This is a genomic window from Mucilaginibacter sp., assembly GCF_039207105.1.
Lineage (GTDB): Bacteria > Bacteroidota > Bacteroidia > Sphingobacteriales > Sphingobacteriaceae > Mucilaginibacter.
The window spans coordinates 1-13211 of sequence record NZ_JBCECK010000070.1; the positions used below are offsets into that span (position 1 = coordinate 1).

At 43.0% G+C, this 13211-nt stretch carries 7 protein-coding genes; all 7 read right to left on the bottom strand.

What is annotated here, in order from left to right:
* The coding region (locus AAGC65_RS14995; RefSeq protein WP_407940671.1) for a GH92 family glycosyl hydrolase at window positions 1-1424 on the bottom strand (1424 nt) is incomplete at its 3' end.
* A gap of 172 nt (window positions 1425-1596) precedes the next feature.
* Entirely contained in the window at window positions 1597-2616 is a 1020-nt protein-coding gene (locus tag AAGC65_RS15000; protein ID WP_343113273.1) for a hypothetical protein, read from the bottom strand.
* 42 nt (window positions 2617-2658) lie between these two features.
* Window positions 2659-4839: a hypothetical protein gene (locus tag AAGC65_RS15005; protein ID WP_343113274.1), complete on the bottom strand. Its 2181-nt coding sequence runs from the start codon at window positions 4837-4839 to the stop codon at window positions 2659-2661.
* Window positions 4840-5009: 170 nt separating this feature from the next.
* Complete coding sequence (locus tag AAGC65_RS15010) at window positions 5010-5768, bottom strand: DUF3823 domain-containing protein (RefSeq protein ID WP_343113275.1); 759 nt, start codon at window positions 5766-5768, stop codon at window positions 5010-5012.
* Between the two features lie 13 nt (window positions 5769-5781).
* Complete coding sequence (locus AAGC65_RS15015; protein WP_343113276.1) at window positions 5782-7707, bottom strand: RagB/SusD family nutrient uptake outer membrane protein; 1926 nt, start codon at window positions 7705-7707, stop codon at window positions 5782-5784.
* A gap of 16 nt (window positions 7708-7723) precedes the next feature.
* Window positions 7724-10900 (bottom strand): TonB-dependent receptor, encoded by a 3177-nt coding sequence (locus tag AAGC65_RS15020; protein ID WP_343113277.1) that lies wholly within the window; start codon window positions 10898-10900, stop codon window positions 7724-7726.
* A 250-nt stretch (window positions 10901-11150) separates the two neighbouring features.
* The coding region (locus AAGC65_RS15025) for a kelch repeat-containing protein (RefSeq protein ID WP_343113278.1) at window positions 11151-13211 on the bottom strand (2061 nt) is incomplete at its 5' end.

The window sequence follows — 13211 nt, forward strand, 5'->3', positions numbered from 1 at the left end:
GCAAAATCATCATAAGCATACTCTAAAGTACGGGCAGCATTTTCATTGATCTTTACATCATAAGGTACATAACCCAGGGTGTTGTAATAGTTTACACCTCTACGGCCTGTAGCATTCGGGCCTTCATTATTGGCACCATGTTTAAGCGCCTGGTATAATGATTCAATATCATAACCGCGTAAGCCTTTTAAATAAGCTTCGGCCACTACTGATGCAGAGTTGTTACCGATCATACAATCAGCATAACCCGGGCTCGACCACTCAGGCAACCAGCCACCTTCTTTGTAAGAATTAACCAAGCCTTGTTGCATCTCTTTATTCATAGATGGGTAAACCAGGTTTAGGAATGGGTATAAGGCTCTGAATGTATCCCAGAAACCGGTGCCTGCGAAGTAATAACCCTGCTCTACCTTGCCGTTAATTGGGCTGTAGTGTACGGTTTGTCCCTTTGCATCAACTTCGTATAACCTGTTCGGGAAGAAAAGCATACGATACAAACTCGAATAAAAAGTGCGTGTTTGGTCAATAGTACCACCCTCAATTGTTAAACGGCTTAGGGTTTTGTTCCAAACAGCTTTTGCTTTTTGCTCAGTAACATCAAAGCTATCGTTAGCCAGTTCGCGTTTTAAGTTAAGCTCAGCCTGCTCGGTGCTGATAAATGAAGAGGCAACGCGCAAATGAACCTGCTCGCCTTTTTTAGTTTTAAAGGTAAGCACTGCGCCTGCATGGTCGCCAGTATATTCCAATGCACCGTCTTTTTGCCAGTCATGCCAGGTAGATGCCAGTTCAAAAGGCTTATCTACGTAAATAACAAAGTAGTTTTTAAAGTTGGCCGGTACCGCGCCACTGTTACGGGTGCTGTAACCGATTATCTTTTGCTCGCCAGGAATAATTTTCACGTACGATCCTTTGTTAAAAGCATCGATCACAATATGTGAGCTGTCGCTTTTAGGGAAAGTGAACCTGAAATTAGCCGCACGTTCGGTTGGGGCAATTTCAGTGGTTACGTCATAATCAGCCAGATAAACGCTGTAATAGTACGGTTTTGCGATCTCAGCTTTGTGCGAGAACCAGCTCGCGCGTTTCAACTCATCCAGTTTCAGTGTGCCTGTTTCCGGGAATATAGAGAACATGCCGTAATCATTCATCCACGGCGATGGCTGATGGGTTTGTTTAAAACCTAATATTTTATCAGCGCTGTAGGTATATTGCCAGCCATTACCCATTTTACCGGTTTGCGGTGTCCAGAAATTCATACCCCAGGGTACGGCAACAGCCGGATAAGTATTACCGTTTGACAGCGCCGGTTTTGAATCGGTACCCATCAGCGGGTTAATATAATCAACAGGGTTTGTAGTGCTGCCAACCTGAGCCGATGACATCAGGGGCAGAAAGGCAAATGCCAGGAGAAATATTTTTTTCATTATTGATAATTAGGGTACTTTTCGGGCACGCCGTAAATCCATTAAATCGATTTACCAGCTACGCAATATACGGGGTAAATCCTATATATTGTATAGCAATTTAATTTTTCGTTATTTATGTGTAAAGATAAAAGGAGTGTATCAACATCCAATACACTCCTTGATATAATCATTACAACTTTTTATAATAGATAAGCTCCCCGGCCTCGCCACTCGCCGACAGTTCTGATGGTATAAACTGTGTTATAACCAATGCTGGCTGACCGCCAACAGTTAAGGCAGTAATAGTAGGGTTGGCAAAGGCCTGGCTGCCTCCATCTGTATGAATGTTCAGTTTATCGGCATTGCCGGTTTGGTAATCATACAAATAACAGCGCCAGCTGCCAAAATCATTTTTGGTGCCTTGCCCTTCAATCAAACCAAAATTAAAGTTTTGAAATTTAAGGTAACCATCCCGGTCACCAATGTTACCATGAACACCCCAATACAGGATAGCGTTATCAAATTGTGGTTGAGCACTGGCGTTCCAGCTTGTCCAATTGGTGGTACCCCGGGCTTGCCTGTCAACATCGCAGTTGGCAAAGTAATGAAAGCCGACATCAACAGAAGTACTGCTTGCCGAATAAATATTAGGCGTACCCTCTGCACAGGTTGACAGTGTACGCGGCGCCTCAAATGTTTTGGCCACAACACCATTCTGCAGATCTGTCCAACTGTTAAAATAACTAAACTTCAGGTGATTGCTGGGTTCCTGCTCCCACACCATCACAAAACCGCCTGTGGCTGTAGCTGCAATAGTGGGTTGTGATGCAGCGCCATTATTACTGCCTGCAAGTTCCCGGATCCAGGTCCAGTGCAGCAGATCGGTAGATGAAGCTACATTGACCTTAAACGAACCATTGATCATGGTATGATACACACCAATATAACCACCTGATGGGTTAGCAATGATCTTCAAACAATCCATTGTTTTGCCGGTATTATCCTTGGCATTATAAATTTTACCATCGGCCGTGGTCACGTTTTCAACAATACCGCGCAGGGTAGCCCGCGGGCCATCAGATGGCGGTGCAGCATTTATTGTTTGTTTTTTAGCATTTTGCTGGCTAATTGCATTATTGTTACTTTTTTGACAGGCACCCAACAGCAGCAAAACTGCCAGGCCATTCATCAGCAGGAGGTTATTCTTCATAAGGTTTTGAATTTGAGGTTTACATATAATTGGTTCTATTGTTTACCACCTGATATTCACTCTGATACCATCAGGGCTGTTAGCAAAACCCAGATAAAGGGTTTTTGACGATGCATCCCATGATGTTTTTACATCGCTGATGGTTTGACCTGTACTATCGGTCACCATGGTTTCTTTGGGTTGGCCCGGTAAAAGTACACGTACGCTATTCAATGTTTTGGCCGGGCTTTTAGCCACAAAAGAATAGTTGCCATTCTCTGTTTTTTCCTCATATATCCTTGATGCAGATGCTAATACCTGTGGTTGCTTTTTGTTAGGCACACGGTTTACCACATATAATAAGGATTGCTCGCCGGGATTAACAACTTTTTCGCTAAGTACAGGCAGTTGCGGATCAAACAGATCGATCACCGGACCTTTGATGGTGTATGGCTTTGTATCGGTGTTCTCATCCATTACAGAAACCACATCATAAGGACCACGCTCCAGGTAAAGATTATTTTTGAATGCAAGCCCGCCTGCTTTAGCATCTTTTTTATAAGCGTTTTTTATGGTACTGATGTAATTCGCATCTTTATCGGCTTCCAATACATATTCTTTAGGATTTTCCCGCATCACATAAACCGCTCCTTTACCTATTTTAAATTGCTGGTCGCCACCCGTTAGGTTAATGCCCAGTTGCTTGAACAAGTGCTGTGATGGCGCAGTAAATTTGTTGTCTTTAGTATTCCACCATTCCATTACGGTTTGGTACGGATCATCATCGCGGCCACAATAAACCAAAACGCCGCCCTGTTTTACCCAGTTAGCCAGGTATGTATGTACCGCTGCCGATACAGGCTTCATGTTGGAATAGCTCATGACCAGCACCTTGATATTTTTTAAAGATGCCGGATATTCGAGATTTTCCATGTGCACCGTTTGTACCGGAACGCCACGTTTTAACAACGGCAGGGTTTGCCCGTAAAAATTAGAGAATTGCGGATCTTCAAAACCGTTATGTGTTGGGAAACGTTGAAACATCAGCGTATTACTCATCAGCACGCCAATCCCGTTTACACCGGTAACCTTATTGCCTGATACGGGCATACTGTTTAAAGCGTTCACCATAATTTGCATTTGGGTTGAGTAATATTGCGGGATCAGCACTTTGGTGTCACTGTTGGCTACTTTGTACGGGTGAGTATAAATGCGCTCGGGCCAAGGCATTACCTCATAATCGGCCACCATAGGATATAATAATTTCGCGGTAAAGGTAGCCTGATAGTTGCGTTTGTAATCGCTCCAGTCGCGCGGCCAGTCTTCAATCGGGTCGGTCAGGAAAAATACTTTACGACCTGTTGGGGCAGTCATAGAAACTACAGAGCCATACTCCAAAAAAGCGTTCTCAAATACACGTTCTTTCCGCTGGCCATTAAAAAACGTAGGTTCACGGGAGGTGCCTGTCCACACCTGTGCTATGTAGCCATCAATACCCGGTAACGAAGCCAGACTGGCCTCCGGACTAACAATTTGCCATGATGAGTAATTGACCAGTGAGTGCGTGGCTATGAACACTTTTATATTCAGGCCTTTGCTTTTCCCGTATTCTTTAGCATAGTTCGATACCTGTTTTATGGTTTCATAGTACAAGTGATATTTCAACTTGCTTGACAAGTAGGTATTTTCTGCCGATGCATCCTGCGGTTTCCAGGGAAAGCCATAGTATTTTTGCCATTGCGCTTTAAAACCAGCGCTATAGCCGGCGCGTGCCCAAAACTCAGGTTCTTCTAAAAAGATGGTAGTGATACCGGCGTTGATCACCTTTTTTACTACCGCGGTTTTCATGTACTCTATAAATGAATCATCGGGTACAACATATGGCATATCCCTGCCGTGGAAAATGGTATCGCCTTTCATGGTAACCTGGCCTACGCCGAGGTGGTTTTTGCCATCCCATTTGCCCAAAAAATAATCTTTATAATCGCCCCAGGCAATACCGGTCATGAAGTTTACCTGGTAACCATGATCGCGCCAGGATTGTACCCTTTGCTCAAAGGTAAGGCCCGGACGGTCATTAGCACCGTAAACAATGGCAATGTCTGACCGTACATCGATTTCAGGTATCCAGGGACTACTGGTTTGGAAAGATGTTTTTTCCGGCAGTTTTCCCGGGTTTGAATTTTGCGCATAACCGATAACGGATGAAGCGACAAGGCAGCAGGATAATAAAATGTTTTTCATAGATATTATTGGTATTGATCAAAATACAGAAGCATGCTCAAAAATACTGGAATACAGATGTGATGCATGTTTACATTATTTTTGTTACAGAGATACACATGTGATGCGCCTCTACAATATTTGTTTTGTAGAGACACATTACATGTGTCTCCTTTAAAATTCCCACGTCATTATGGAATGGTCACCGTTTTAACATCGGTATAGTTATAATAATTCAAACCATACGCAATACGGGCGCCTACCCTTAAAAAGTACTCCCTTTTACCCGGCAGCGCACCACCAATAGTAGTTAGCGTAATGGTTTGCCCAGCCTGTGCGTTACCGTCGGCACCATTGTACACAATGCGCTGCGAATAGCGGTTATCGTAATTGTTATTCCCAACAAATTTGTTGGAATTTACAAAAAGGTAAACATCGCTCACGTTTTGCTGAAAATCGGGATTGGTAGTGCCGCGTGTAAATTTAAACTGCGCGGTTATGGTACCTTTAGTCGCATCGTAAACAGGGTCACCAATCCACTCCACCCTTAAAAATGGCTCAACCGAAAAGTTTACTGTTGTGGTACCTTTAATATCAACCGTTTGGCTTTTATCAACAATGGTTTTGCCGGTATTATCAACCTGAACCAATGGTACAAACGGTCCTTCGGCCGAGATCACATTTTTACCCGCGAAAAGCTTGGTATTGGTATATGAACCATCCTGCATAGATGATATGTAAAATGGGGTAGGACTACTGCTGTAGCTTATCTCTAATAACTTAATACGTGTGCCTGAACCCTGTTCTGTTTGGATGCCCTTGCCTGTAACTGCATCATTCACGCTCCCCTTCAATGTTTGGGACGGCGCTTCGTAATTATCTACCTTTTTACATGAACTGCCTGCAGCCACTATCATGCCTATTGCTATGTAATAAAATATCTTTTTCATTTGCTTTCAAATATTAATAACCAGGATTTTGAATTAAATTCTGACTTTTCTGTATCTCGCCCTGAGGTATTTGTTCATAGTACCAGCGCACATCAAAAGTGTAACGTGAGTTTCTTTCGTCGGTACGGGCATCAAAAAAGTATTTACCGCTCTCTGCTACGTAAAAAGGCATCAGCGTTCTGTAAATGGTTGAGTTTTGCTCTTTGTCGGCAACTCTCCATCTTCTCATATCCCACCAGGTCTTGTTTTCAAAGCCCAGTTCTTTTTTCCGTTCAGTACGGATAATGTTGATATTATTTAAATCGGCCACACCGGTAAGCATGTCGGCTCCGGCACGCTCCCTGATCTGGTTAATATCAGTAAAGGCATCCTGCATGTAATTTTTATCACTCTGGCCTAATGAGTTCAACTCATAAGCAGCTTCGGCACGGTTAAGGAGTACCTCTGCATAGCGCAGTTCTATCCAGGTTTGGTCAGAGCGGTTTTCCAATACTTCGGCTGTTGGTTTATCAGGTACCAGGTTTTTGCGGATACTGAAACCCGAAACAGAGCAGGTTCCGTCGCCGGTGAAAAAGCCGCTTAAACCGGCAGGGTTCATGGTTGTTCCGTTTGGTAGTTTGTAGGGCGTTTGTGAAGCATTTGCCGACTGCACAATATTAGTGGTCGGATAATTAGCTGTTGATCCCGGAGGCAGCAACGGGCTTATACCACCTGCCGCACTTCCGGTATAAATACCACGGCGTATCTCAATGCTCTGACCTTTAAACACATCACCGGGTAAAATTACGGTAGCTCTTAAACGGGGCTCGGCATTAGCAAACAGATCCATTGTGTTGGTATACAGATCATATTTACCACCAGTTGTAGTTTTAATGGTTCCGTCGGCATTTTTAGGGATGCCATCAAACATCTCCACAAAATTAAGAGTTGGGTTAACCTCTGATGAGTAACCGTTGGCACCCATTAACTGGCGTGGCACGTTATAGGCATCATAACCATGAACCGATTCCGGGTAGTGGTACTGACGTACAAATACATTTTCGGGACTTGTAGCATCAAAAAACATGTTTACATAGTTTTGATACTGCGCGTTTTTATCGCCGGGGGCCCAGTTCTTTTTGTACAGACTGTATTTGCCTTCCAACAATACAGCGGCATCATAAGCGGCCTTAAAGTAGGTAACTGCTTTGGCCGCAGGTATACCGCATAAGCGGTTGCCAGTACCATCAACCAGACTAATGGTATTGTATTTAGCTATGGTACCCGCATACAGCATAGCGCGCGATTTAAAACCGGCAGCTACATATTTATTGGCCCGGCCTACCTGGTTGCTCGCGTCAAGATTAGTATAGGCATAATCCAGATCGGCAGAGATAAAATCATAAACTTTTTCTTCCGACGAGCGGGGTACTTTCAGTTCATCGGCACTTTGCTGCGGATATTGCAATACCTTATCAACAATAGGTACGCCTCCATAGCGTTTCACCAACGCGAAGTAAGTAGCCGCACGGATAAAGCGAGCTTCGCCAAGCCAGGCGTTTATTTGTGCTGGAGTAAAGTTACTGGCATATTTAGGCAGTGTTTCTGCTAAATAATTGGCATCCCTCACCAGTGTGTAACAACGCGACCAGGTAGTAGGCCTGTCATCAAAGGTCAGACTTTCCTGCATGGCGTTATTTTGATCACGACTCAAGGCCTCGCCGGTTACGGCGCTAAAAGGGCTGATGATCCAGAAAAAGTTTAAGCCCCTTTGGGGTGAATACCTGAAATCTTCAATTGGCAGTTCGCTGTACATGCGGGCCATATAAGCCTGCACACCGGCGCTGTTTGAAAGTACGTCGTTATCGTTAACAATATTGGGGGGCAGCGTATCCAGCTTTTTACATGCCGTTGTATAGCAAAGTAAAATAGTCCATATGATATATGTGTATTTTTTCATGATGATCTGTGTTTGATTATAGTTTAACATTTACACCAATGGAATAAATTTTATCCAGCGGATATAAATAGCCATAGTTAGCCGATGGGTGCTCGGGATCAAGATATTTTAGGCCGGTTATGGTTAATATGTTATAACCATTGGCAAATATCCTGGCGCCTTTAATACCTATTTTTTTCGCTACACCATCTGGCAAAGTATAACCCAGCTCTGCCGATTTAAGCCTTACATAAGCGGCGCTGTGAATATTTGACAACGAGTTGGTATTGGCGGTTGAGCCGGTAAGGGCGAAAGTACCAGGTGTCCATACGGTATTAGGATCATAAGGATCAGCTTTAGGATCCGTTGGGTGATACCTGTCCATGAACATGCCCAGCGCGCTACCGCCGCCCCAAAGCGGTATATTCAACTGCTCAATGTATGACACGTTGATACCTGTAGCGCCCTGCCATACGGTGCTTACATCAAAGCCTTTGTATGAGCCGCCTATGGTTAAACCAAACGTGGTTGATGGCGTGCTGTAGTTGTTATTACTTACGTTTTGCGCAATAGGATGTACGTCCTGATCATTGATCACGCCGTCCCCGTTCCAATCCTGTAAAATGTAATCGCCTACAACCGTGTTACGCGATACAAATTGTGAACTATTCAATATTTGCTGATAATTCTGATATTGCCCTTGCGCGCCATATCCCCAAAAAATATTGTTGTAGCGGTTGGTATTGTTATTATGCCACTCTTCCTGTGAGTTTCCGAAAGTTGAATGTACCTTGCTTATCCATTTGGTACGCGTATAGCCGAATGTACCTTTCAGGAAGTAATTAAACTTACCAATGTGATTGCGGTGGTTCAGTTCAATATCAAAACCTTGAGCCTTGTCGCTATCTAAGTTTTCCTGTGGGAGGCCTGCACCTACTACACCTGGCAAATTATCGGCACGGGTGTTTAGTAAGCCGCTTCTGTCGCGCCTGAAAACATCAACAGTTACACCCAGTAAGCCATTCCAAGCTGCCAGATCAACACCGGCGTTATACGTGTTGGCCACAAACCAAAAGATATTGGGGTTAGGGATACCACGGCTTTGCGCGCCGTTAACAAAGGTACCATCAAACACGGAGCCTGGAGGGGTTTGGTTATTATTACCACTGGCCGGATAGGTATAACCGCTCAGGTACTGATAGGCATTCAGCTTGGCATCATCACCCAGACGGGCATATGACAGACGGAACTTCAGATCATCAACAAATGACAGTGCCTTTGAATTTTTCCAGAAACCTTCCTGCGATACCCTCCATCCTACTGACGCCCCAGGGAAAAAGCCCCAGCGTTTAAGCGGCGAGTTTTTAGAGCTGGCATCATCCCTGAAACTAAACTCAACCAGGTATTTTGATTTGAAATCATAATTTACACGACCAACAAATGATTTAGTTACAAAATCATACGGATAGGTGTCATCTACGGTAGCTGTTTGGTTCAGCGCGTTACCAGCGGCCAACTGGTCTATAGGTAAAGACAGCTGGCGCAGGGCATTAAAATTATCACCTTTTTGCTCACTTTCTTCATAAAGCGCCAACGCGGTAACATTGTGCCCTCCTTTAAAAGCCTTGTTATAATTTAATGACAACTGCATTAAACTGGTTGGCTTTTCATAAAACTGCCTGGTTAATGAACCTGGCGTTTGGTTGGCTATGGGTTTGTAGGTATCTGAATTAGCATCGTAATTATACTGGTTGTATGACCGTTGGTACAATTTATTGCTCGACATGTAATAGTCATAGTTATACAAGCCTTTGGCGCTTAATCCGGGTACAAATGGTACATTATAGGTTGCAGATACCGAAGATTGTAACCACTTGTTATTGATCTGCTTATAACCGTCAATATCCGCATCGGCCATTGCTATTGGGTTTGAGCCATCAACCTCGCCGTTGTTCAGGTACTGCGGATTGTTGTTGGCATAGATGCTTTGGGTTGGCACCTGGCGCCAAAAAGAGCGGATGATCCACCAGGCATCCTGATAAGGCTGGTTCTTTTGCTCCAGCGTACCGCTCAGGTTTACATCAATGGTTAAATTTTTATTTACACGGGTGGTGATATTGGAGCGGAGGTTATATTTTTTATAGTTCAGATCCCCGCTTTTGAAAAAGCCATCCTGATCTGTAATACCCATACTTACAAAATAACTGGTGTTTTCGTTACCACCAATGGCATTCAGGTTGTGCTGTTGCTGAGGCGCGCTGTTGGCAAAAACCGGACTATACCAATCTGTACTTTTTTTAGTGCCGTTTTTGTATGCTGCAAAATCGGCATCAGTATATTTTACCTGGCCTCCGTTGATGTTGTGCAACAATTGCTCATTAACCAGGGTCATGAAGTCAATAGCCCCCACAGGCTTTGGCATGTACGATGGTATTTGCCAGCCATAAGTACCAGAGTAGTTTAACTCTACTGTACCCTTTTTTCCCTTTTTAGTGGTTACTATGACTACACCGTTTGCAGCACGTACACCATAAATTGCTGCCGAGGCATCTTTCAGTACAGATATACTTTCAATATCGTTAGCATCCAAACGGGTAATATTATCACGCGGGACACCATCTATAACTACCAGTGGGGTACCAAAACCGCGGATATCAAACGCGTTACTGAATGAGCCCGGCTCAGATGTATTTTGAGTGATACGTACACCGGCTACTTTACCTGAGAGCATGTTCAGCACGTTCTCGTTTTTGGTGGTCACAATTTCGCTGTTGGTAACCGAGGCTACCGAACCAGTAATAGTGGCTTTTTTCTGGGTACCGTAACCTACTACCACAACCTCGCTCATGTTGGTGGCGTTGGGGTTGAGGCTCACCTTAATGTTCATTTGGGTCGTAACGGTAACTTCCTGGGTGGTGTAACCTAAAAAGCTAAACACCAAAGTTTGGCCGCTGGTTACACTCAGGATGAATTTACCGTCGGCGCCGGTGATGGTTCCGGTAGGAGTGTTTTTAATTTTAACGCTTACCCCCGGCAGCGGTTGTCCCTTTTCATCAGCTACCTGACCGGTACGGTTAATGCCCTGTGCAAAAACCGAAGAACAACATACAAGCAAAAGCAAAAAGCCCATGATACCTTGCCGTACCAGGCTTTTAAATTTTGCCTCATAATGGGCACCAGGGCGCCCACCATAAATGGTAAAATTTTCCTTCATAAATAGTTTTGTTAAAAAATGGTTTATAATATTTTGCTCAGATAGCTGTTATAGGAACAGGTGGGTTAAGCCTGCATAATTACTATGCCTATTCAGCCATTTGGCGCGACAATGATATGCCGGGGAGTATTAAAAGATGGGTTAATAAATGGATTAATACAGCTAAAATTTTATTAACCATAGCTAATTAACCCCTGTATTTTAAATCAGGAGATATTATAAGGAGAAAATATATTATTAGCTACCTGCCTTAGGTTTTATTGGAGCAGATCTTTTCGAAAGGCACAGCATATTCAATACCCAATGATTTTTCATATTCTGCTACAAATTCATCATAAACTTTACGGGCGTACTCAATCCCTTTTATACGGCGCAGGGCTTTGAGTTTGTATTTTATCGCTATGTCATTAAAGGGGTCTATGTTTAAAAGTACCCGTGCTATGTCAAGCGTATTTCTAAAATCGCTGCTTTCATATACCCGTTTAACTTCGGGCAATAGCAGGGTCATCAGCGCTTCCTCATATACCAGTTTAATATCATCAAGCCAGGTTTCGGGAATGTGCTGTAAAAGTCCTCCGCGGGATATGAGCTCAAAATTATCTAAAACAGAGAGGCTCGCTTGTTTATCATTATCCGTAATTTGTTTAATGCCATCGGTAACCATAAAATAGTCGCAAAAGATGTTATCTCTTAATTTAAAGCAATAGGTATCATTTAAAAAAGTAAGTTCAATGCCATCAATATCTGCCAGAATATTGCGCAGGTGGTTAATGGTAACTCCTTTTATATTTTTAGTTTTTGCAACATCCTTATCGGGCCATAAAATAGCTGATATTTTTTTAGATACTACGCCGGCCTCATACTGGCTGTTCAACAATATCAGGATAAACAACTGTTTTATTTTGGGGCTGAACAAGTAGGTGATGTCCTTGCCGTTTTTATCGTACACTGTAAATTCGCCCAGCAAATAAATCGCATTAATCCTTTTTTCATCTTCTTTTTTAACTGCCGGAGCTGTTATTACCTCACCATCATCTGCCTGTTGTGGTGAGGGGGTATCCACTTTTTTTCTTTTGATATATACCAATATTCCTGATAACAGCAATACTACCAGCGTACCAACCAAAACATATTTATATACCGGGCCAACAGGGGTTATCGCCTGCAATGAGCGTTCATAATCCTGTTGGCTTACCGGTGGAAATTTTAACGAAAGGATGCGGATAGTAGAGCTTAAAGGGTTAGTAAACTCCTGTATGGCACAAAAAAATTCATTAAGGTTGGTGTCAAAATAAAGATTAATATCACTTTCAATACGTTCTGATGTAACCGGGATAGTCCCGCTCACAACCTGATAGGAGCCATCGGCAATGGAAAATTTATATAAGCGTAATGCTGTTTTAGGTCGCTCGTGCGGGTAGCATAGCGCATAGAAATATTTTTTATCCTTTGAGGTAATCAGGTTATTGGAAGGTACAAATTCCTCTTCATTGGGTTTTATTTCCCAGCACTTTTTAACGGTGTGGTTATTTAGGTTTACCTTATAAAGATCATAAAAATGCCTGCCCCCAACTATTTGATTACCCGACTGGTTACCATAGCCACCAAATATATAAACCTCATTGTTTTCATTAGCCTGGCTACAGGCCGAGAAAAAGCGAGGGGTGATCCGGGCACCGGTGAATGGAATTTTATCCCAATTATCGGCCTGTTTATTATACCTAAAAAAATCGTTGTGATAGGCAAAAGAACCATATCCGCCAAAAAGGTACATATCGGTTTGTTCTTTATCATAAAATATATTGTGATGGTGCCTTTGTTCAATAATGTTGGCCTTGCCAATAACATCCCATCTTAAAGTATTTAAATCAAGCGACGCGATGCAGGGTGATGGTTGGGGAGCCCGCAAAACCTCATAAGCATAACACTTGTTTTCTTTAGCGTTAAAAATGCTTTTGCCCAGCAATAAGGGAATAGGAATCGGATTTTGGAACGCTTGCCCAACTGTACTGCCGTTTTTAATATTATACTGCACAATGGAATCCCGCTTGAAAATCAATAATGTTTGATTGCTCAGGTTAAAATTTACACCGGCTACTTCCTTAAAACTAAATGCGGCTCTCTTTTCCCAAAAATATGAACTATTGATAAGCCAAACCGGGTTTTCTACATGCCCGTGCATTTCAGCAGCACTATCATACACATCTTTACCCGACCACTCGTTAAGCGGAAAAGTATAACTTTTACCATCATCACCCACTGTTAAGTTTTTAAGGGCCATTTTAGGTACATCAGAATAATGTGGATTTTT

What these genes read in the sequence shown, in the direction of transcription:
- AAGC65_RS15015 (WP_343113276.1), bottom strand. Translation starts at nt 7,707, where the DNA reads ATGAAAAAATACACATATATCATATGGACTATTTTACTTTGCTATACA.
- AAGC65_RS15010 (WP_343113275.1), bottom strand. Translation starts at nt 5,768, where the DNA reads ATGAAAAAGATATTTTATTACATAGCAATAGGCATGATAGTGGCTGCA.
- AAGC65_RS15005 (WP_343113274.1), bottom strand. Translation starts at nt 4,839, where the DNA reads ATGAAAAACATTTTATTATCCTGCTGCCTTGTCGCTTCATCCGTTATC.
- AAGC65_RS15020 (WP_343113277.1), bottom strand. Translation starts at nt 10,900, where the DNA reads ATGAAGGAAAATTTTACCATTTATGGTGGGCGCCCTGGTGCCCATTAT.
- AAGC65_RS15000 (WP_343113273.1), bottom strand. Translation starts at nt 2,616, where the DNA reads ATGAAGAATAACCTCCTGCTGATGAATGGCCTGGCAGTTTTGCTGCTG.